Origin of the sequence: Paenarthrobacter sp. NPDC018779, assembly GCF_044391085.1 — a bacterium.
Lineage (GTDB): Bacteria > Actinomycetota > Actinomycetes > Actinomycetales > Micrococcaceae > Arthrobacter.
This window is the reverse complement of sequence record NZ_JBIRZS010000014.1, coordinates 33,297-54,485: the sequence shown is the minus strand read 5'-3', so window position 1 is coordinate 54,485 and position 21,189 is coordinate 33,297. Positions and strand designations below refer to the sequence as shown.

Annotated in this window: 15 protein-coding genes; 9 read left to right on the top strand and 6 right to left on the bottom strand. The window is 56.8% G+C overall.

Annotated features, from left to right (window positions below):
- Nucleotides 1-28: 28 nt before the first annotated feature.
- The 5 genes from ACH488_RS14795 to ACH488_RS14775 are packed head-to-tail and all read left to right on the top strand — an operon-like array spanning nucleotide 29 to nucleotide 6,083.
- The gene (locus tag ACH488_RS14795) at nucleotides 29-1,138 is read left to right on the top strand and encodes a hypothetical protein (RefSeq protein ID WP_397325312.1); all 1,110 of its coding nucleotides are present in this window, start codon (nucleotides 29-31) and stop codon (nucleotides 1,136-1,138) included.
- Complete coding sequence (locus tag ACH488_RS14790; protein ID WP_397325311.1) at nucleotides 1,119-3,077, top strand: ATP-binding cassette domain-containing protein; 1,959 nt, start codon at nucleotides 1,119-1,121, stop codon at nucleotides 3,075-3,077. Before ACH488_RS14795 ends, ACH488_RS14790 begins: the two co-directional genes overlap by 20 nt.
- Before the next feature lie 55 nt (nucleotides 3,078-3,132).
- Nucleotides 3,133-4,371 carry a flavin-containing monooxygenase gene (locus ACH488_RS14785; protein ID WP_397325310.1) on the top strand — a complete coding sequence of 413 codons (1,239 nt, stop codon included), beginning with the start codon at nucleotides 3,133-3,135 and terminating at the stop codon, nucleotides 4,369-4,371.
- 57 nt (nucleotides 4,372-4,428) lie between these two features.
- A complete protein-coding gene (locus tag ACH488_RS14780; protein ID WP_397325309.1) occupies nucleotides 4,429-5,049 on the top strand; it encodes an RNA polymerase sigma factor in 621 nt (206 codons plus the stop codon).
- Nucleotides 5,046-6,083, top strand: a complete 1,038-nt coding sequence (locus tag ACH488_RS14775; RefSeq protein WP_397325308.1) for a CU044_5270 family protein — start codon at nucleotides 5,046-5,048, stop codon at nucleotides 6,081-6,083. Before ACH488_RS14780 ends, ACH488_RS14775 begins: the two co-directional genes overlap by 4 nt.
- A gap of 560 nt (nucleotides 6,084-6,643) precedes the next feature.
- Here ACH488_RS14775 and ACH488_RS14770 read toward each other — a convergent pair.
- The 4 genes from ACH488_RS14770 to ACH488_RS14755 form a co-directional block, all read right to left on the bottom strand.
- Nucleotides 6,644-7,768, bottom strand: a complete 1,125-nt coding sequence (locus ACH488_RS14770; RefSeq protein WP_397325378.1) for a DNA adenine methylase — start codon at nucleotides 7,766-7,768, stop codon at nucleotides 6,644-6,646.
- Between the two features lie 52 nt (nucleotides 7,769-7,820).
- The gene (locus tag ACH488_RS14765) at nucleotides 7,821-9,125 is read right to left on the bottom strand and encodes a hypothetical protein (RefSeq protein ID WP_397325307.1); all 1,305 of its coding nucleotides are present in this window, start codon (nucleotides 9,123-9,125) and stop codon (nucleotides 7,821-7,823) included.
- Between the two features lies 1 nt (nucleotide 9,126).
- Nucleotides 9,127-10,650 carry a DGQHR domain-containing protein gene (locus tag ACH488_RS14760; protein WP_397325306.1) on the bottom strand — a complete coding sequence of 508 codons (1,524 nt, stop codon included), beginning with the start codon at nucleotides 10,648-10,650 and terminating at the stop codon, nucleotides 9,127-9,129.
- An 80-nt stretch (nucleotides 10,651-10,730) separates the two neighbouring features.
- A complete protein-coding gene (locus ACH488_RS14755) occupies nucleotides 10,731-13,796 on the bottom strand; it encodes a DUF3427 domain-containing protein (RefSeq protein WP_397325305.1) in 3,066 nt (1,021 codons plus the stop codon).
- A 197-nt stretch (nucleotides 13,797-13,993) separates the two neighbouring features.
- Between ACH488_RS14755 and ACH488_RS14750 the strand changes: the two genes are divergently transcribed.
- Nucleotides 13,994-14,572, top strand: a complete 579-nt coding sequence (locus tag ACH488_RS14750) for a hypothetical protein (RefSeq protein WP_397325304.1) — start codon at nucleotides 13,994-13,996, stop codon at nucleotides 14,570-14,572.
- A 55-nt stretch (nucleotides 14,573-14,627) separates the two neighbouring features.
- Nucleotides 14,628-15,518 (top strand): LEM-3-like GIY-YIG domain-containing protein, encoded by an 891-nt coding sequence (locus ACH488_RS14745; RefSeq protein ID WP_397325302.1) that lies wholly within the window; start codon nucleotides 14,628-14,630, stop codon nucleotides 15,516-15,518.
- Between the two features lie 340 nt (nucleotides 15,519-15,858).
- Here the strand turns inward: ACH488_RS14745 and ACH488_RS14740 are convergent, their stop codons facing one another.
- A complete protein-coding gene (locus tag ACH488_RS14740) occupies nucleotides 15,859-18,390 on the bottom strand; it encodes a DUF4268 domain-containing protein (RefSeq protein WP_397325301.1) in 2,532 nt (843 codons plus the stop codon).
- A gap of 313 nt (nucleotides 18,391-18,703) precedes the next feature.
- Nucleotides 18,704-19,432, bottom strand: a complete 729-nt coding sequence (locus ACH488_RS14735) for a hypothetical protein (protein ID WP_397325300.1) — start codon at nucleotides 19,430-19,432, stop codon at nucleotides 18,704-18,706.
- A gap of 147 nt (nucleotides 19,433-19,579) precedes the next feature.
- Here ACH488_RS14735 and ACH488_RS14730 point away from each other — a divergent pair, with 147 nt between their 5' ends.
- Nucleotides 19,580-20,110 carry an RNA polymerase sigma factor gene (locus ACH488_RS14730; protein ID WP_397325299.1) on the top strand — a complete coding sequence of 177 codons (531 nt, stop codon included), beginning with the start codon at nucleotides 19,580-19,582 and terminating at the stop codon, nucleotides 20,108-20,110.
- Nucleotides 20,097-21,149, top strand: a complete 1,053-nt coding sequence (locus tag ACH488_RS14725; protein ID WP_397325298.1) for a CU044_5270 family protein — start codon at nucleotides 20,097-20,099, stop codon at nucleotides 21,147-21,149. Before ACH488_RS14730 ends, ACH488_RS14725 begins: the two co-directional genes overlap by 14 nt.
- Nucleotides 21,150-21,189 lie beyond the last annotated feature (40 nt).

The window sequence follows — 21,189 nt, the reverse complement described above, 5'->3', positions numbered from 1 at the left end:
TTTGGACTAAAGGGGCGGAGAGTATCCCATGAAGATTCCTCTAGTAATGAGACCGTTTCGCTTGATCCTAACATTTATAGCTGTCATTCTCATCGCAATCTCATCGTTCATTCTTGGCTCATCATTGAAGAACGCCGAGGATTCGATAATTGACGCCGCAAATATCGTGGTTCCTGTCACCGCAACTGCGGAGCTCCGTACCGTTAGTCATTCAGCGAAGGTCCAAGGCATCGTGACCCCAGGTACGGTTGTGGACGTACCCGCCCCGCTGCTAGAAGGCCAAGGTCCTCCAGTTATTACGCAGCTATTTTCCGGCATAGGCGAAGATGTTAAGTCGGGCTCGATATTGGGTACGGTTTCCGGCCGTCCCTTGATTATGGTAAACAGTGATGTTCCGCTCTACCGTGATCTGCATCAAGGGGATACCGGACCCGACGTGCGAGCTCTCCAGCGGGAATTTGAAAGTTGGGGATATTTCCCCGGCAATACTGGCATTCTTGATGAAGCAACGATTAATGCCTTCCAGCGGATTTACAGAGTTATGAAAGTTGATCCACCGATTGATGGAAAAACTGTCTATATTCGATTTCAGGAATTCTTTCACATCGCTGGGAATACGGGGACCATTACAGAACTGCGCCCCATAGGCGAATCGGTGGATAAGGAACATCCAGTCGCACGCATAAAGACGTCGCCGGATGTTGTAAGCGCTCGTGCCAGTCTTAGTGTCTCCGACAGCTTTCCCCCGGGGACACCTGTTGTCTTCAAGCTTCCCGGCACCAAGGTCGAAAGCACCGTACTGTCGGTGAGTTCCTTCGTCGATGGCGATGGCACGAAGCCCGCAGGCATAGACGTCATCATGGCGCTCCCGGAGGGCACGACTCTCGGTTTGGGTGTGCCCGTTTTGGTTGGGACAGTCGCCCCAGAGACCACAGGCGTTGCCGTACCCGTAACGGCGATCCGGGAAGATGATTCTGGTCTCTACGTGCTGATCGACGACGACCTAACGAGCGGAACCCCTTCGCGACAACCACCCAAAAGAGTGGAAATCTCCGTCCAGGCGCAAGACGACGGATGGGCGGTCTTGGCCCCCAATGACAAGGTAAGGGAAGGGATCCATGTCGTTGTCAGTCCATGAGTCCAATTCCGGAATTCCGTTATTAGTGCTATCCGACGTAAGTAAGATCTACGCCAACGGGGAAGTCAGCGCCCTTCAAAGTTGCGATCTCGTGGTCTTTGAAGGAGACTTTGTCGCGATTATTGGACCATCAGGGTCCGGTAAGTCAACATTGCTGAACATTCTTGGCCTGCTGGATACGCCGACGACAGGAAGGTACTTTCTGTCCGGTCAGGACACATCCACCCTCTCCGAACGGGCCCGCGATCATCTGCGATCAGCATTTCTCGGTTTCGTATTCCAGCAGTCGAACGTCCTAGGTGAGGAGTCAGTGTCGCGTAACGCCGCTCTACCGCTGCGAATTCAGGGAATACCCACCCGCCAGCGTCCTATGATTGTGGCGAAGTGGCTGGCGCACTTTGGTCTTCTCCACCGAACCGAAAGTCGGGGCAAGGACATATCCGGCGGTGAACGGCAACGGCTAGCTCTGGCCCGGGCTCTGACAACCAACCCCTCGGTACTCTTAGCGGACGAACCCACAGGAAATCTGGACTCAGCCAACACAGCCAGGATGATTGAGAACCTCCGCGAATTAAACAGAGCCGGAACCACAGTCGTGGTCATCACTCACGATGCGGTGGTTGCCGCCGCGGCGACTCGTGTGGTCCGCATCAGTGATGGCGTTCTTCATGACGGCTTAGTCACGAATGTGCCTGTCACTCGCAAGACTCCGAAGAATGAGTCGCCTCGGCCATCGGCACAAGCGGTGCAAAGGATTGTTGATTATCTTGCCGATGCCATGACGGCCTTAGCAACTCAGTTCGGCAGGACACTGCTACTAATGCTTGCCTTCGCAGTGGGAATCGCTGGCCTTGTGGCAGCTAACGGCGTCAGCCAAAGTGCCGCTGGGCACGTAAGCCAGCGAATATCGAAGGCAGCGTTGGATGAGGTCACGTTGTCTCGTGCAGCACCGTCAGACGGAGCTCAGCAGGAAGGCGTTTTGGAATGGGCAACGCGGGCTAAACCCAAGGTCCTCAACCTTGACGGTGTTCAAAATGTTGGCTTCCGGTATGACGCCCCGGCCCAAGGATTGACAGTCAGTCGATTCAATGTCGGCAATCCCAATTCAGTTCCCCTCCACGGGACACCGGTTATCCAGGCAGACCGGGGCCTCCTGGAAATCTACGAGTTGGAGACAAGTCCTCGAAATGCGCCTGCATCCTTCGATCCGCGTGCCAACCTACACGTAGCCCTATTAGGAAAAAGAGTGGCAGAGTCGCTTGGCGTCGCATACAAGACGGCAGGGAACTCGATCTGGATTTCGGGCCAGCAAGTCGCGGTAGCCGGTGTCATCGACAACCCCGGCCGGGAACCCGACCTTGATTCGGCCATCGTAGTCTCACCAGGTGTCGTTTCTCCAACGTACGCTTACTCGAGCCTCGTTGTTCGAACCCTTCCCGGGTACCCGACCTCTGTGGCGGAATCAATAGCACTAGCTGTTGACCCCGGGAACCCCGGTGCAATAACCGTGGGGACCGTAGCTGATCTACGAAATCTTTCGCGTGGCGTTACTTCGGATTTGGGAAATCTGATCGGTGGCATAGGACTGATTGTGTTGCTGCTTGCCGCTGTCAGCGGATCGACGACAATGTACATTGCCGTTCGTTCGCGGACCCCGAAGATTGCACTGCGTAGAGCCCTCGGCGCTACCCGGCGCTCCATTGCTTGCAGTTTCCTACTGGAAGGCATACTAATCGGGTTGTTGGGCGGTCTCTTGGGCGGTGGCCTAGGGGCAGCCACGACTGTTATTGCTTCGGCGCTCCAAGGCTGGACGCCATTCATCTCTTATATCTGGATCCCCGGGGGACTCGGGTTGGGCGTGGTCACCGGCTTAGTGTCCGCGATTCACCCTGCATTGATAGCTGCTCGGCAGAGTCCGGCCCAAGCGATACGTGGGTAAGGTCCCATCAAAAAACCCATCCCCAAACCGGAGCCCCAAGCGTAAAATCCACGCCATGGGATCTGCCCCAGATACCGTGATCATCGGCGCCGGCCAAGCCGGTCTCGCCACCAGCTACTGGCTGACGAAGGCTGGCGTCGAGCATCAGCTCCTTGAGCGGCGCGACTCCCTCGGCGGCGCGTTCCAGGACCGCTGGGACGGGTTCTACATGAACACCCCCAACTACACGCTCGACCTCCCTGGGATGCCTTACACAGCCGATGACCCCGAAGGCTTTCTGCCCCGAACCGCCGTCGTAAATTTGCTCAGGCGATACGCCGAAGTGATCAGCGCCCCGATCCATACCGGCGTCGACGTCACCAAACTATCGGCGGGAACGGACGGCACTTTCAGCCTCGAAACCTCGCAAGGCAGGCTGGGTGCCAAGACGGTGGTGCTTGCGACCGGCGCCTACCAGGTGCCCAAGGTGCCAGCCGTGGCCGGCAAGCTTCCCAAGGAAGTCACCCAGCTCCACACCCACCACTACCGCAATCCGCAGCAACTGCCCGAGGGCGCCGTCCTGATTGTCGGGACGGGACAGTCGGGCGGGCAGATCGCCGAGGAACTGCACGACGCCGGCCGCGACGTCCATCTGGCCGTCTCCACCTGCCCCGAAGCGCCTCGCCGATACCGCGGCCAAGACATCCTCTACTGGCTCCTCGAAACCGGCAAACACGGTCCCGACTACGGCGTCAACGCCCTCACCCGCGAGGCGCTCCCCTCCCCCGCCGCCCGCCTCGCCTGCAACCCGCTGCTCTCCGGCACCGACGGCGGCCACGACATCCACCTCCGCGAACTCGGCCGCCGCGGCATGCACCTGCACGGCCGCCTGGAAACAATCGACGACGGCGACATCACCTTCAGCGACGACCTCCCCGTACGCCTGGCGACAGTCGAGTCCGGGTTCAACCAACGCATGCGCAAGGCCATTGATGCGTACATCGCGGCCGCAGGTTTGCATGCGCCTTCACAACCACCGGCGCCCGACGACGACTGGCTACCCTCGGAGCCTGCTTCCTTGAAGCTGGCCGACGCTGGCATCACGTCCGTGCTGTGGGCGACCGGGTATGGGCTGGACCTCTCGTTCATCGACATCCCCGTGCTCGACGAATGGGGATACCCGAAGCACACCGGCGGCGCTACCGAGCAAGCCGGCCTGTATGTCGTGGGGCTTCCATGGCTGACAAGGCACTACTCGTCGATCCTGGGCGGAGTGGGGCTGGACGGGAAGCTGGTGGCAGACAAAATCGCCTGACACCAAAAATCTCTGACTGTCCGGGAACTTTTCTCGAGCCCGCGGACACTACAAAGCATGAAGCAAACCGGGGAATCCGACGAAGACTTGTGGGCCAAATGCATCGCGGGAAACGCTGAGGCGTTTGGTGTCTTGTTCGACAGGCACGCCGATTCCGTTTTCAGGTACTGCCTGAGCCGATGTGGATCTTGGCATGATGCAGAAGAACTTGTTTCTATGACCTTCCTTGAGGCATGGCGAAAACGGAAGAGACTCCGGCTCGAACGAGACAGCGTTTTGCCCTGGCTGTTGGGAGTCGCAACAAACGCCAACAGAAACCGCGTCAGGGCAGCAAAACGACACGCTGTTTTCCTCGCAAGGCTGCCGCACTCAGATCCGAGACACGGTGAACACGATGCAGACCACGCGGAAGCGGTCGCGACACGACTCGACGCCGAACGGTCCGTTCGCGAACTACTGGACACGACCGCAGGGCTGAATGACGGTGAGCGGGACGCCGTAGTCCTTTGTTTACTGAACGGCTTAAGCCAGGCGGCTGCGGCCGCAAGCCTTGGGGTCCGAATCGGCACGGTCAAGTCGAGACTTCATCGGGCCCGCGCAAAGTTGGCTGCCACAAGTCTGCCTATGCAATCCATCGAATCGCTGGAACCGAAGATCGCTGAAACGAGACTGACATGAAACTATCTGAAGCCGTTTATCCAAAGGACACCAGGGATGCAGTCCGGACAATGCTTGTGGAGCAAGTGCGTCGAACAGGTCATCCTGAGCGGAGTTGGCAGCGCAGAAATGATCCCGGCGAGAACGTTCCTACCAGTGCCCAAACACAGCGAAGCTCGAGCAAGGTTTCTGCTACTCGAAGAATCATCCTCATTGCGGCCGCCGCATCAGTTGCAGCAGGTGTCCTCACGACCGCCGACGTCTTGAATACGACAGGAAGTACAGCGCCGGCTGCGCAAGCGGCCGAGCTCCTGAACCGCGCGGCTGACTCAGCCATCGCAGTCACTGATCCACTAGTGGGTCCGAAACAGTACCTAAGACTCGACATCAATAGTTTGACGGTGATGGGCACCGAAAGCCTGGCCTGGAAAGCACGCTCGGAGTCCCAACTGTTCGTCCCTTACGATCGGCAAGATGAATGGATTCTTGACATCGGCCCTGTTCAACCGACTGAATTTATCGGTTCCACCACGAAGCAGATGGTCGATGAATACTACTCGTCCCGCGGTCTTCAGAACCCCGAGCCGGCGCGTCAGTTGCGCGGATTGGGCGGTCAATTCATGACGGGTGGAAACGGAGTGTCGTTTGGCAATCTAACCCCTGCAGAAGAGTCCAGTATTCCTCGGGAACCAGCTGCGTTGGTGGACTGGATTCGGGCCAAAATCAAGGGCACTGACAGCAGTGTCTGGAGCTTCATCGCCGACCAGCTGATATCAGGGACTGTCCCCGCAGAATGGCGGGCTGCCCTCTACCGGGCAGCCGCCCTTGTCCCAGGGGCCACGGTCACCGCTCAGCAAACAACCTTGGATGGTCGCACGGGCGTGGCCGTTGGATGGACGGAAGACGGTTTGCGGACAGACATCATCTTGGACCCAGAAACCGGGCTCTTTATCGGATTACTCGCAGTGAATGTGACAGGAAACGCACTGATCCCAGCGGGCACCGTTACTGGGTGGACGTCCGTCAAAACCTCGGTAGTGGATTCGGCCCCGTGACCGCGTTCCGTCACAGGATTCGCACATCAGCGAATACTCGGACACAGGGCTATACCAGTTCACCGTCTCCACCTGTCCCAAAGCGCCCCGCCGACACCGCGGCCAGGACATCCTCTACTGGCTCCTCGAAACCAGCAAACACGGACCCGACTACGGCGTCAACGCCCTCACCCGCGAGGCGCTCCCCTCCCCCGCCGCCCGCATGGCGTGCAACCCGCTACTTTCCGGCACAGACGGCGGCCACGACATCCACCTCCGCGAACTCGGCAACGCGACATGCACTGGACGGCCGCCTGGAAACAATCGACGACGGCGAGAGCACCTTCAGCGACGTCCTCAAAAAACGCACCACAGCAAACGAGCGAGGCTTCGACCAGCGCATGCCAAGACCCGGTTGAGGAAATGACAGGCACTCAAATTTGAGCATCCCAATCATCAAATATCGTCTTCAAATTGACGCGTACCAGCCGAAGCGCGGCTGCTGCGCGCGCCATTAGGCCAATTAAACCATGCTGGGTTCAGATGCAATTTCTAATCATCGGCCAATTGAGGTGTCGTATTCAGCGGGGCTCCAAATAGATGACAGCTTCCTTCAGCTGCCTCCTGCCACCGCGCCCCCCGACCGCACTAGACCCTCCAAGCGTGCTATGCGTTGACGTCACATACGTAACGCTAGACGACCATTCATGAAGCGACATGGCTACGATATCATCACCACTTAGTCCGTTACTAGCTGCCGCATCCGGAAAAGTCACAATAACCCGACATTCGGCCTCCCGCAGAACTTTCAATAATGCTTTCATTGCGCTAGAAGACTCACTCTTGAGACTAAAAGAAGACGATTTTCGAAGAGGCTTATCCGGCGATCTTCCTGCACCAAAAACGGCGGGCCACCCCCCTTTAGATATGCCCTCTAGAACATGATAAAAACGACTGTACTGCACCGCGGAATAGGGAGGATCACAAAAAACCAAATCACCAGAGCCTAGGTTGCTCGCAACGGACTCTGCGCTCTGCGTAAGTACACGTCCTTTCACTCTTGCATGACGACTTGCTAAATTACTCAAATTGACCTGGCACTCCGCGAGTATGTCGCGCGACCAAGCCTTTCGAATATAAGGAAGCAAGTTACTGGTTGGTTGAAAGGGTTGAGCAGTATGCCCGGGTGCCGCCGCCCCAGAACTTGCCGTCTGAATAAGCGCTGCAAGAGCGAGTATTCGATCTTGCCCACCCTGAGGGAGCGTTCGATAAAGCCAATCTAATTCGAATGCTTGCTGAGGCGAGAAGTAATGGCCACCATAGTGCTTGGTAATGAAAAGGTCAGGCCGCACCTGAACACACTTCTCTCTAGACCTTTCTACAGAACCTTTCTCTAACTGCTCTACATCACACTCAAGGCTCAGGTACGCCTGATCATCTGATACTGCCTTACGCGCTTGGTTCACCCAATCGCCCTTTACCCATGCATCCGAAGTTGGCGCGGTCCTCCCAGTGACGGACTCAGCCAGGACAGCGGCATAGTGCTGCAGATCAACACTGAGAACTGGCACTTCTAGGCTTTCGGCCACAAAGTGACTGACAGAGCCGGACCCCGAAAAAAGGTCCACAAAACGTTCGGCAGTAACCGCCTCGCGCAGGACGATCTCGCCTAATTCACCACGAAGCAGAGCAGCTTTGCCGCCCATGTATTTCACGTATAATCCTTTTCGGAATGAGCTGGGCAACACATCTGCGAAACTAACAACTCCATACCAATACTCGTTCTGCCTGCCCTAACGTCAGGAGTTCAGCATTGGCGGCCTTCAGCAATGTGTGCGTGTTATCTTTAGGAATTGTCACCAAAGAGTCCAAAGCTTCCTGAGCATCTATCCATAAATCGCTTACATCCGCCGGATTCTCTCCTGGCGCCCAAAGACCTCTCGATTCGGCGAGGGCTTCTAACCAGGGACTGATTTGCGCTCGTTTGAGGCCGGATTCTCTTAGCAACAGGTTGGCTGAACCGGTTGCGAATCGCATCAAGACCAAAGTCCGCACCATCATGCTCGCCACATATTCGGAGGGGAGTCCCGAAACGGTGTTCCCATGGAACAGAGCCCCGAGAAGAGAAGCACCTTCGTTATGTTCGCCACCTTTGAGTCTGCTGTGGAGGGCTCCACCTAACTGCGAACTGGGCATCGAAGCTTCCAGCCACTTCATCCATGCGTCTCCGTGTGCCTTGTTACCAGTGGTCCCGACATAGCTTTTTACTAACAAAGTAAAAAGAATTTCGTCATCCATGACACGAAAAGAACCCTGACCGTCTGGTTCAACCAACCCCCAGAGCTCAGATACTAAACGACATGAATCCGCTGCTGAAAAATCATCGACACGCAGTCGTGTCGGATGATAGCTGGCTGCGTTCCTTCGAGTCCTATCCTCGGCAAAATGCTGAAGATCAAACTTCATTTGATCCAGAAGGGAAACGATTACAGGTCTTATTCCTCCAGAGGGCATCTCATCAGCCCAGGTCAAAAGAGGAATATTTCCGGGACGAAGAACTTCTCCCAATAGTTCCGCCGACCGGTCGCCTTGATTCCAGGCCTCTAGATACTGCCAAGCAGCGTCGTGCGTCCCCGCCCGTGTAACCTGAATGACATGTCCATTTTGATCTAAAACAAAGTTAGCACCATTACCAATGACGATTCCCTCACTGGCCAGTAAAGATATTGCTGCACGAAGTTCTGCATAATAGGCAAGATGGACAGATGTCGAGACATCCCCCCGCATCAGAGAGTTTATAGCTCCACCGAAGTAACTCCAGGCATCCCCGCTATGAATAAAAGCACTAGACGCAAGATAGTCGGCAAACTGAACTTCAGTACTTTCGGGAACACTCCTGTTGTCCTGACGGATACGTTCACCGGCATTGGCTGCATAGACATTAGTTGGCGGGAGCCAATCACCGTTGGAAGAAACCTGGATGCGCCCGACCGATGCGATGACTTGACTACGACTTGCCCTCTCCAAGACCTGTCGTCCGTCGCTCCCCAAAGGATCTGTCATATCAGATAACCAAGCTTGCAGCCACTTTGGCAATATCAGGATTAGCTGACTTTTGAAGGTGCCGTACGAGTTGTTTTCTCAACTCCTTATAGCCGCCGCTGCCCCTATAGGCGGCCCGCAATTGACGCTCCTCCTCAGACAGCCCGGGGAAGGCACTAGTACGCCAGTCGAAAGATGCGAGAGCCGTAGACAGTTCCCGGAGAAACGTATACACCGGCTCGTGAGTCAGCGACTGCAACGTCTCTTCAACGGCCTCAGGAGTGACGTTGCCGCCATCAAGTGGTTCACGCCATTCGGCGAGCTCGAGATCCCTGTGTTTCACAAAGCACATATCATTAGCGATTTGCAGATATCCCCGCACTCCCTGATCAGTAGAAAGGAGCGTGTACGGTCCAGAAAAACCCGGATCCAGCGTCTGAGACTTGACATTCAACTCTAGCTGCGCATCAGAGTTACGAATCGCCCGCAGCCAGTCATTTTCTGATCCAGCGATCGCTTGCGCAAGAAGAGTCCACGCACCTACCAGGAAAGCGCCCTGTTGCAACCTCGACCACGAAAGCCCTTCGTCTGAAGTTGGACTCCCTCCAAAAAGCCCTCCTGTTACCATTCTGGGGGATTTCCAGGGTTTCACCATGGTCATGGTAAGAGTCTTAATAAATGCTGCCTGTGTGACGGGTCCATTCTCTTTCCGGTTCCCACCTAGCATGTTGATCCGGCGGAACCAAGGACTGCTCGGCGTCGACCAGAGTATCTCCGTCAGCTCTTGAGCACGGCTCTCCTTGTAGACGTGCAGAGCTTCTCCCTCTTCCAGCCATTCCTGCTCACGCAGTAGCGGGTACAAATCAAACGCGAGCGACGGGTTGATCTTCTTGGGCTTAATGTTGATTGTCCAGAACAGATAAGCCTGCCAGGAGATGTCTAATCCATGGAAAGCAACGACCGGAAGATCGTACTCATCAGCATCACCGTCGTCCTCCTCAAATGCGAAGAGACGGTGTTGTCCATCTATTACTTCTAGAGGAGGAACGCTGCTTGGAGTTCCTGAACCCGGTAGCTTGATTGTTGCCGTAGCGCCATCTTGGGCGTCTTCTATGGTGATCACGTCGGCGAAAGAGATCTCTTCCCCCTCGCGCCGGTCTCCAGGTTGCAGAATGTTGACAACTACAGCGGTGGGGAGCCATCCCGGCTTCCGGAGCTTGGCACTGTCCGGATCGTTTCTTTTGGTTGCACTCAGTGCCGACCAGGGATAGCCACCTTTAACGTAGCGCCTAATCTCATCGCTTCGTTCCGGATCATGACGACGCTGAATACCATAATCAGTGGCCCTGGGGTTCGTCCCCTCCGTTGACCTTCGATAGATACCGGCCAGTGACCTCAGTTTCGAGGCGGGCATGGAGAATACGTAGAAATGCTCTTTGGGTCGAGACTGCCGCAATTCATCATTGAATGGCAAATCGTCCCATTCGTTGAGCCATTGTTTGACTCTGAGTGCCAGAACTGAGTCCGATGCTGCAGGACGCTCCATGCATCCGCCTCTCTGCTGTCGCTATGCCAGTACGACTGATTACTCTAACCGACTCTCCGGCCCCACCCTGAACTGAAGGATTATCTGGACATGGCAGCGGCCGCAGATGCGTACGTGTCTGAAGGCATCGGACGTTGGAGTCTCCATGTAATCGCGATCGGCTTCTCGCCTCTGTGCTCGACGTAGTCGACTTGACCAAGGCAGGTATACGGAACAGTCAGGCGATTCTCATCCTCCGCGGTGTCACGCGTGAACAGGACGACATGCGACCCATAGGCTCGCCGGTCCAAGTACCGCTTGCCGGTTGGGCTCGTCGGCGAGGTGGCATTCTGCGACTCCCAGTGGAAGAGCTCGGGGCTTAAGGCGTAATCCTTGTACATCGTCGTTGCGGAGTGCTTTCGATCGTCCTTATTCAACGTAACGAAGAATGCGTCCGTTGCCGTCGCTGGGCACCATGCGACACCTTCCCGATGCTGCACGTTCTTCCCCTGCTCCAGCGAGCCGTACTGAAGCGCAGCGAGTACTTCCTCTCGGCGGTAAGTCGCGTGCGACAACAGCGGAATGTGTTGGAGGCCGGCACCGAGACCCTTGGCCAAGTGCTTGGAGGATGCAACTCCCAAACTAACGATTTGCCGGATCTCACTGCACACGAACCCGTAGGCACGAAGGTGATCCAGCCCGTCGTCGTACGTCTTGAAACCTCCGCCGTCGTCCCAAAGTGTGTAGAAGAGCATCCTTGCGAACGTCTGCTCTCGGGCGCCTAGATCGTCGTAGCGGGGCGCATCCGCACCAACGAGCATGGAATACGCCTCGGCCCGTTCCGGATCGTCAACGTGTATAAGGGCTGCCATCCGTCCTAGGAGCTTCTTCTCCTCAGCACTGGATCGATCGTGATGGATACCTTTGAGAACCGATTCAAGGGGAGAAAACCCGTCAATGAGTTGAGCTTGGCGGAGGTATCCCGTCCAGGAGTCACGGGTGGAGCGGTAAATCGTCTTCAAGTCGTTGCCAGACTCCCGCAAGTACGCGGCGAGTTCGATTTCCCCATAGGACGCAGCGTCGCTGACCAATTGATTCCGATTGAAGCGGAGCTGGGCCTTGATGTTGTCCAGCACTACTTTCTGTGCAACACGATCCAGCATGATCTGGGATCCCGAGGGAAGGTACGGGAATTCTTCCTCTACGGCCTTTTCGAGCTGTTTACGTCTATATCCAGTAAGAGCCCTGTAACGCAGATCGAAACGGAACTCACGCCGCTGTTGGCCGATGAAGTCCAGGACCGTGAGTACGGCCTTGTCGTCCGCACGACGCAAGCCACGGCCCAACTGCTGCAAGAAGATCGTGGCGCTCTGAGTAGGCCTCAGCATGAGGATGGTATCCACCTCGGGAATATCCAGACCCTCGTTGAAAATATCGACGGCGAAAATGCAGTTGATCTCGCGGTTACGCAGCTGGTTCAGAGCGTCTGCACGCGCAACCTCGTCCGTACCGCCGTCAACCGCAATCGAGCGTATCCCGGCGTCGTTAAACACCCCGGCCATGTAATGGGCGTGCTGAACGGACACGCAAAACCCAATCGCCCGCATGTGTTCAGTGCCAACTACTTTGTCCCGAAGCTCGCGGATCACCTTCGCTGCGCGGGCGTCGTTGCCCGTGTACAGCCGATCCAGTTGAGCGATGTCGTAACCCCCGTTGCGTTTCCAGTCGAGCTGGGTCAGGTCCACGTCATCCGAGACCCCGAAGTAGTGGAATGGGACCAGGAGGTCGGCGTCCAATGCGTCCCAGAGACGGAGTTCACTGGCCGTTCTTCCCTCAAAGAATTCCTTGGCGACGTTGCCGCCGTCGCCACGCTCTGGCGTTGCGGTTAGCCCGATAAGCTGCTGAGGTTTCAGGTGCTCAAGCAGTTGGCGGTAGGTAGGAGCCAACGCATGGTGGAACTCATCGATGACAACGACGTCGAACTGGTCTGGTTTGAAACTTTGGACCCCGAGAGAGGCTAACGACTGCACTGACGCGAAGACTTGTGTCCATTGCTGGGGTTTGTGATCGCCGACGTAGAGTTCACCAAAAGCGCCGTCCTGCATGACGTTGCGGTAGGTGCCTAGTGACTGTTTCAAGATCTCTTGCCTGTGGGCCACAAAGAGCAGGGACAACGGCCTTCCCGCTGCTTCGCAAAGGCGCTTGTAGTCGAGGGCGGCAATGACCGTTTTGCCCGTACCCGTCGCTGCCACCAGAAGATTCTTGTTGAACCCTTTTGACCTTTCTGCTTCGAGGTCTTCGAGCATTTCTTCTTGGTGAAGGAATGGCACGACCTCGAGCCCGGTGATGGTATTCGGAGCGGCCGTTCGCTTCCCGCCGTTGCGTTCCAGTGCCGCGTCGAGCTTGTCGCCGTCGCGATCTGGGTCGTAGGGCTGAAAGGCCTTCTGCTCCCAGTAACTGTCGAAGGTGACTTCGAACTTCTTGAGCAGGTCCGGTGTTGCGACGGAGCTCAGACGGACGTTCCACTCCAACCCGTCTAAGAGCGCTGCCTGGCTAAGATTCGAGCTACCCACATAAGCCGTATCAAACCCCGTGTGGCGCCTGAAGAGCCAAGCCTTGGCGTGAAGCCGGGTGGCCTGGGTTTCGTAGCTGATCTTCACTTCGGCGCCATAGCGCCTGACGAGTTCGTCGATGGCCCGGCGTTCGGTGGCGCCCATGTAGGTGGTGGTGATGACCCTGAACTTAACACCACGCTCGTTCAACTGTTCAAGGGCAGGCTCAAGCAGCCTCAGGCCCGTCCATCTCACGAAAGCACAAAGCAGGTCGACGGTGTTTGCGGATTCGATTTCCGTTCGGAGTTCCGCTGCGAGATTGGGGTCGTCTTTACCATTTGTGAGCAAAGCGGAATCACTGAGCTTTGTTGTGGGTCGTCGCAGTTGGCGCCGCTTCAGCGCGTCAGGCCGGTGCAATGACAACAATTGTTGGGGGCCGGGCGTGATCTGGTTATCTGTCTGCACTTGAGACAAGAGCCTATTGGCTAGTGCCACGCGGTTTTCAGGCTTCACGTCTTTGAGTGCACTTCTGACGACTTCTGCCACGTGACGAGAGAGCACTTCAGGGCCGTCTTGCTGATCGACTTCGCTCACCACGGCCTCGAGTCTGGGCACTATGGTGAGCCTCGATTCAACGCTCGTCGTGTGTAGCAATTCGTATAGACCCTCAGGGAGCGGTCCGCGCCCGAGTCCCCCATCAAATGTATTCACTGCGCCAGGTTATGGTGTGGAAGCGATAATCAACAAAGCTCCGTTTCCCTCTGCCCAGAGACATCGACATCTTCTGGCTGTCAACCCCTTATGATGAGCCCATGGCTGTTGGGGATTGTGAAAAATCGTTTGCTGAAACCGCACTTAAGCACGGCATCAAGCTGGTCCGATATAAGAGACCGTGGTTGAACCAGCGGGGCCACTTTGACCTGCCGCAAACGGCTTCAGCTATTGCCCTTCCGTTGGAGCAAATATTTGCCATGCTCGGAGGTAACGCCGCTGAACAGTCCGCGAAACGGACTACCCCGCTTCCCGGTGACTTCATCCATGAGGACACCGGGACCCTAATCGAAGTGGACGAGATGCAGCACTTCACCAGCTTTCGGCTGCAAACATTTAGCTTCTACCCCGTTGAATCCCCGCTGGGCTTTGATGTGGAAGCCTATCTGTGGCACTGCAGGCGATACTCATCGTCAGCTGACAAATACCGACAAACTAAAACTGCTCCTGCCTTCGGCAATGGCGGCAGACAGCGCCAACGCGCCTACTACGACGCTCTTCGGGATCTCGCCGCGCCAGCGATGGGACACCCTCCTCTCATCCGCATCCCAGCACCAGAGGGAAACGGTCGAGCGGCATTCGAACAGAACCGGGAACGCATTTTGAGTGCACTCAGTTGAATTGACTCGCTTGAGAATTCCGTACTCACCCCAACCAAGATAGACACGGAGAAGCATGAAGATCGACCCGAAGGTCTTGAAGCAGGTTGCCGAGCACTTAGGCAATTACGTATACATGCTCTTGGACCCAAGGACGTCTGTCCCCTTCTATGTCGGCAAAGGCTCACGGACGCGCGTGGCCGATCACGGTCTGGAAGCTGAAGCCCTTTCCTCCGCCCAGGACGAATCACCCGCTGAGCACTCCCGCAAGATCAGAACTATCCGAGAAATTCGCGAGGCTGGGTACGAGCCTGACGTCTGGATTCTGCGGTACGGCATGGGCTCTGAGTACACTCAGGTGGAAGCAGCGGCCATAGACCTTTTGTCCACGTTCGTGGTTGAGACAGCCCGCGGGACCCACCCTTTGGCCAACGCTGACCAGCTGACCAATGAGCGGCGAGAATCATCGAAGGGCCACGGAATTGAAACCCTGGCTAACATTGTGACCGAATTCGGAGCGCCTCAACTCCAGGCTCAGACTCCTCCACTTCTTCTCATCACATTAAAGCCATGGGTAGACCTAGAGGAGCCGTTGCCTGGTGGTGGAACGCGAGCCGGCTACGGCTTCCGGACTGAGTGGCTGAGTGCGGCCAACAAAGCGCTCATCGCCCCTGAACTCGGTGATTCAGTGAGGGCGTGGTGGCGTATTGATCCAAAGACCGTTGAGAGATTCCAAATCAGACACGTCGTAGCTGTTCATCGCGGTGTCACTCGTGGTCTCTTCCAAATCCGACCCGACAGCTGGAAGTTGGACACGGACACGGGTCGACGCGGATTCAGCGTGGATCCCGTGCTGAGCGGGCAATTGTACGAGGAGGTAATCGGAAGGTATGGCCATCGAACGCCTCCCAAGAAGCGTGGGGACATTAGCTCCTTTACCTATTGGCCCAAGCAACAGGTCGGCTGAGCCTCAAACGATAGGAGACGACTTCGGCTGCGGCTCCTGCATGTAACCTCCCTACACGTGGTAACCCCTGCATCGGGGCTCCCGGCTACGTACAGAGCCCTATCCACGTCGTACGGCCACACCAGTGCGGTTACTTCCGAGCCATGGACGAAGCGAAACACACTTTTCGGTAACAGTCGAAAAGTGAGCCATTGTGACGGCCACGAAATGGCTCACTTATCGACCAGCGCTGACAACACTCCCGTCGCTGCTTCGGCCAGCTTCTTGTCCGTTAAGCAGTGTCACCGGCCAGAACAGAGTCTCGACCGATGCTCTGATGCGGGTGCCTTGAAGCGGCAGCCTAAAAGTACTTAGGAAGGACTCTGGCAAACGCGTCTGCAGTTCTCACGAGCCACTCAACGAGGTCCGGTACTTCCTGTTCATCGAGAATGTTCCCAGGGCGACTCGCAACGAGTTTGGTTGCCTTGCGGCTCGGGTTTTCGTCCCACTCCAAGGTAAAACCGAGCTCAATTTCAATTTCCACCCGCCGCTCATGCAGCCTTGAATAGAGGTCCTTATCATCATGAATCCAGAAAAGCGCGGTTACTGTCCGCTTCTGGGTTTGGACCTGAAGTGAAACCACCCCACGGGAATCCCCAACAGCAACTTCATACTCGTAATGAGGTCGCGGCTGGCGCCATGATCCAATGCTCGTGGCGTTGGCTCTGCCGTAATCGCGCACTCGTTCGAAGAACGCAAGCTTGGCATCGCCTAGAGAGCCACCGTTGCCATTGTTCCCGCCGCCCTTCCGCCTTGCGCGACGGACGGCGATGACCTCGGGATCTACATCGAGTCCAGCAGCCTCGGCGAGTTCCTCTGCGCCGATGAACTGATCCGGATCTGCGTGACCTTCTGCGTCAAATCGGAGGCCCTCGTCTGCAAGGACATCGCGAGGATCGTCGACGCGATTGGGTTCGCTCCATCGGAATCCTGACGAAATGGTTCCCCCAGCTTGAAGTACACGCCAAGCGTTCACAAGCGGAGACCTTGCAATAATTGCGGCGAGCGGCTGAGCCCACGTGCCCGCCACGATGGCCACGTCACCATAGGAAGTCCACCGCCCTGCTGGGATCTCAGCGAGTATGGCTGCGATTTGGCTTCGAAGCTGCGAGGGTTCAGGCTCACTTGGCGCAGCGCTTTCGTCGGGACCCGGCCACAGTTCTACTATCTTTTCGGCCAATTCTGAGCCGCGCTGCTCTATCTGCCGGACACCCCACGCGCCTTCCACAGCGATCCTTCGGTTCATGGCCAGACCACTCGCCTCAAGCATTCTGCGCTTCTCTGCGAAGGGCCTATTGCTCAGTTCGCTGTTGTACCCGCTCAAGGTGAGATTGCCAATTGTGTGCACGATGCGCTCATGTTCATAGTCGACATTGGCATCCGGGTCCAACCCCAACGCAAACGCCTCCCGAACGGGCTCTGAAAGGGTTTGCGGCAAAACGTGCTCGATCGTCAAGCGTGCAGGATCAAGCTCGATAATCTCCTTCGGGCGATAGGCCTCCTCCAACCACTGCAAAATTAGCTTCTTCTGCGGACCCCTCCCCTGCCAATAGAAGGGAACCGCCAAAGCAGCCTCACGAATCTGCTGGTCAGTTGCGAAGTATTTCCGGCCCCTGGAGAGAAACTCCCGTAATGCAAGATCGATCCGATCCGAGCCATTGATGGCCCCAACGGCCTGTAAAAGTGTTCGATTCAGGTTCGCCGTCGCCCTACCTATGACTACACGCCGGACGAAGTACGACTCCAAGTACGTCAGCGCGCGAACAGCTTCGTCGTCACCCGCGAGGCCGGACGCCCGGCTAGACAATATCTGCATCACTATTGGGTACGCCGTAGTCGACCCCCAGGCCTTGATTCTCGTCAAACGGGCACGTATCTCTCGATTGCTTTCTCTCTTTGGTTCGAGAATAGTGGCGAGCACTTCGCCGAGTTCAGCGAACCGGATTACCTCTGCTTCTATGTCCTCGACCGTCTCGAGGGCCTCTAATCGTTTCTGTTGTCCGATGTATGTATCCGACTGCTTTGCGCGCTCATCGCGCTGTGCAAGGTCGAGCCAAAACAGCAGCTCAAGGCTCTCAGAGTCCAGACTGCGCTCTAAAGGCAGCCAGATGTTGTCGTAGACCGCCTCGGCTCGATCACCAAGCCTCATGAAGAGGTAGTTTTTCAGTAGATCGCTCTGAGTCAACCGCAACCCAGTGTTGTTTAGTGATTCAAAGATCCGATGAGCGTTGTCCGACGGCTCAGCGGTGACTACAACGAGTGCCAAGCCCCCTACAACAGCGGCTTCAAGCAACTCCAAGTCGTGAGGATCATCAGGATCGTCTGCGGCCGCAATCCTGGAACGGAAGTACCGATATGCCTCACCGATCGCATCCTCACCACCAGCCTGGGGCGCGCGGTTCAGCACGGCCATATACGACTCTCGGTCAGCCTGGGTAGGCAGGACCTTAAGGGGTTTGCCTCTATCGAAGACGTTGATCAGGTACTGTGCGTCGATCCCATGTGCCCCTTCATGATCACCCGTATCCACTAGATGGTCCCTAAGTGCTGCCAGCAAGAGGGTCAGTGTGGTCAAGCGTTGTTGGCCGTCAACGACCAGGAATTTATTGACGCCGATTGCGCCAAAATCAGGGCTGCTGGCAAGTACCAATGAGCCAATGAAATGAGACGATTTGGGGTCGCGTGCAATCGAGCGCTCTAGCTCGATAACGTCCGACCACATCTGCTCCAGTTGCTTTTTTCCCCATGAGTAGACGCGCTGGTAGAGCGGAACTTGGTACTGCTTCTTGCCTTCCAGAACGCCGGCAAGCGTTCCGTTCTCTGCGTGGACCATTTGTGGACCCCTTTGTCGCCCTGATCTATGCGACGACACTACAACCCACTGCAACTCGTCATACAGGATTTCCGGACGAATGTTGCAGCACGTCGCCTAGCCTCCTGGTGAGGACCCACACAGTGTGTCGGACGCCCTCGCTTCGCAGGTCATGCAGGTCGTGGAACTGGAGGCGCCGGAAGGCGGCTACGACGTGGGGCTCGGTCGCACGAGGGCCGAGCCGGCGGTCGCCTCCGGCTACCTGCGCATGCTCCGCACCTACCGGTCTGCGGGCGTAATCACGATCTCGACCGTCACAACCCCGGAAAGACTTCTAGGTCAGCTCAGCAGCACGAAAAACGTCCCGTCCCGAGACGTGCCGCCAAATCACGTGATCCAGCTTTCGCGCCTGGGTGGGATACAGCTCGGCGACCTGACTGATCAAGCTCGCGGCCTCCTTCGGCGTGAAGCCTTTGCCTTCCAAGCCGGCGTGCTGCTCAATGAATCGAATGACCATACGGTCAGGCTTCACTGATTGAAGCCCCACGAGAATCAAGAAGTAATTGAATGTGACTCCCGAGGACTGGCTCGGTAGGCGAAGCCAAGCCTTCTTTAGCCGCTTCAGTTCTGAATCCCGAAGGAATTCTTCTCGTACGTCCGCGGCCGTCTCTATTGGACCGCCCTCAAGCGAAGCCAGCGCAAGCGCTGCGCGTCGGACGACTTCGGCCTTCAAAAGTGCGCCGCGGCCAGTGTGCGACGGTTTACGGTTGTTGACGGCTTCCGCCCAACCGGCGCTGCCCTCAACGGCTTCGAACGAGGCCAATAATTCTTGAACGCCGTCGCTATTGGGATCGCCGCCCTGCGCACGGCGCATCGCCCTATATGCAGTAACGACGTTCACAACACTCGTGTAATGCGATCCGGTAGAGAAAATCGAATCAATGATGCACAGCGCGAGACTGTCCGGGTAGCCATCGGCCTCAATCCATTGAGACTCGTCGTCAAAGATCGAGCGGCATACGTCAGTTAGTTTTGCAGCGATCTCGCAGAGTTCCGTTGTCATGGACGGACTCTAACAAAAGCTTGTGATTTTTCCGGGTTGGCGACGATTTTGATCCCCTATTACCCCGCCATGGGAATGTGCGCGAGATTCGGGCACAAAATCCCGTTCCACCGTTGCAATCCCACCCCGTGCACACACTAACCAGGTATGAGCCTAAGAAAGTCCGCCGGAGATGACCGTGCGACGGCGCGGTACAAGCGCTTCCTCGATCTACACGAGGCCGGACACGACCGCATCTACCGCTACTTTCGCCGAAGAACGCCCAACGCGGCAACGGCGGAGGATTTGTGCGCCGACGTTTTCAGAATTACGTGGGAGAAGTCTGCGGACGATCCCAACCTCAACGTCATGTTCCTCTTCGGCGTGGCGAGGAACGTGTTGCGAAATCATGCTCGATCACTGAATCGCTCCGACGATCTCCTCGCGGTGTTGGCGCACGAGCGGTACGACGAGCCTTCACCGAGCGACTCCGCTGTACTCGAGGCATTGCATCAACTGAATCCAGAGGACCAGGAAGTCTTGCGTCTGACCTATTGGGATGGTTTCGCGTCCAAGGAGATCGGGCAATTTCTCAGCATAAGTTCGGCAGCAGTCAGAATGCGGCTCTCCAGAGCTCGCAAATCATTCGCAGCGGCACTAACAGTGGTGCAGAAGGAACAAAGGCATGAAAACCAATAATCCAAACGATCTGACCCAAGAACTTCTCGTGGCCGTCGACCCAGCAGCACAGACTTCTGACGACGACCTTCACGGAAGTCGGGTTCGATCCCTCGCCATAGCAACCGAGCTAGGCAGCCCAGTTCTTACCGGGCCCCCAACGATTCTTCCCCGGAGCACTCGGACCAAGCCGATTATTCGACGGACAGTCCTTGTAGCGGCCGCCGCAGCCTTAGTAGCTAGCGCCCTCGTGGCCACTGACGCAGTCAACCTCCTGTGGCGCCCTCCCGCCACGGCCGAAGCATCCGAGGCACTCAATACTGCCGCCCAACGAACTGTCACCATTTCCGATCCCAAGCCGCTGCCCGGTGAGTACCTCAGAGTCGACACCAGAGCCGTCGCCTTGGATCAAGGTGACGGAGGTTCGGGTCGGCTCTACTGGCTTGAGACTCAGAACCGCCAGCTCTACGTACCCGAGGATCGGAACAATCTGTGGATCATGAGCTCCGAGCCCACCCAATTGTTCACCTTCTTTGGCAATGACACGGAAGCCGCCATCCGAGAACTCGAAGCCGGAACCCCGAAATCGCGCACGGAGCACGGTCTAGTCCAAAGAGTGGCCGCTATTTTGTCCGACGACGAACTTGCTGCCCTCCCGCGCGACCCCGGCGAGCTCTTGGATGTCATCCGCAGCAAATCCGAGGAGCGCGCTGATTCTTCCGATAATCAAGCCTTCGTCTGGATCTCAGACCACCTGCGCAGCGGAACTGTGCCGGCCGACCTTCGCGCTGCGCTCTACCGCGCAGCAGCGCTCATTCCAGGCGTCACGCTCGTCGATAGCCAAACCAATCTAAATGGAAGAACGGGAACCGCCATTGGACGAATCGACGAACGCAACAACAGCCGCCACGACATGATCGTCGACTCAGTGACCGGCCAATTCATCGGCGAACGGGTCATCACCCTGGACGGTTTCGGAGACGTCCCACCCGGCACCGCAATCGCATGGACAGCCATCACGACGTCGGTGGTCGCCAGCGCGCCAACACCTGAACGGTGACGTTTAGGAGTGAAACGTCGTGGCCTCGGAGGAGGTTCAT

Excerpts from the sequence above, each read along its gene's own strand:
- ACH488_RS14795 (WP_397325312.1), top strand. The coding sequence starts at position 29 with ATGAAGATTCCTCTAGTAATGAGACCGTTTCGCTTGATCCTAACATTT.
- ACH488_RS14780 (WP_397325309.1), top strand. The coding sequence starts at position 4,429 with ATGAAGCAAACCGGGGAATCCGACGAAGACTTGTGGGCCAAATGCATC.
- ACH488_RS14740 (WP_397325301.1), bottom strand. The coding sequence starts at position 18,390 with ATGGTCCACGCAGAGAACGGAACGCTTGCCGGCGTTCTGGAAGGCAAG.
- ACH488_RS14745 (WP_397325302.1), top strand. The coding sequence starts at position 14,628 with ATGAAGATCGACCCGAAGGTCTTGAAGCAGGTTGCCGAGCACTTAGGC.
- ACH488_RS14730 (WP_397325299.1), top strand. The coding sequence starts at position 19,580 with ATGAGCCTAAGAAAGTCCGCCGGAGATGACCGTGCGACGGCGCGGTAC.
- ACH488_RS14785 (WP_397325310.1), top strand. The coding sequence starts at position 3,133 with ATGGGATCTGCCCCAGATACCGTGATCATCGGCGCCGGCCAAGCCGGT.
- ACH488_RS14775 (WP_397325308.1), top strand. The coding sequence starts at position 5,046 with ATGAAACTATCTGAAGCCGTTTATCCAAAGGACACCAGGGATGCAGTC.
- ACH488_RS14765 (WP_397325307.1), bottom strand. The coding sequence starts at position 9,125 with ATGACAGATCCTTTGGGGAGCGACGGACGACAGGTCTTGGAGAGGGCA.
- ACH488_RS14770 (WP_397325378.1), bottom strand. The coding sequence starts at position 7,768 with ATGGGCGGCAAAGCTGCTCTGCTTCGTGGTGAATTAGGCGAGATCGTC.
- ACH488_RS14725 (WP_397325298.1), top strand. The coding sequence starts at position 20,097 with ATGAAAACCAATAATCCAAACGATCTGACCCAAGAACTTCTCGTGGCC.
- ACH488_RS14790 (WP_397325311.1), top strand. The coding sequence starts at position 1,119 with ATGTCGTTGTCAGTCCATGAGTCCAATTCCGGAATTCCGTTATTAGTG.
- ACH488_RS14750 (WP_397325304.1), top strand. The coding sequence starts at position 13,994 with ATGGCTGTTGGGGATTGTGAAAAATCGTTTGCTGAAACCGCACTTAAG.
- ACH488_RS14735 (WP_397325300.1), bottom strand. The coding sequence starts at position 19,432 with ATGACAACGGAACTCTGCGAGATCGCTGCAAAACTAACTGACGTATGC.
- ACH488_RS14760 (WP_397325306.1), bottom strand. The coding sequence starts at position 10,650 with ATGGAGCGTCCTGCAGCATCGGACTCAGTTCTGGCACTCAGAGTCAAA.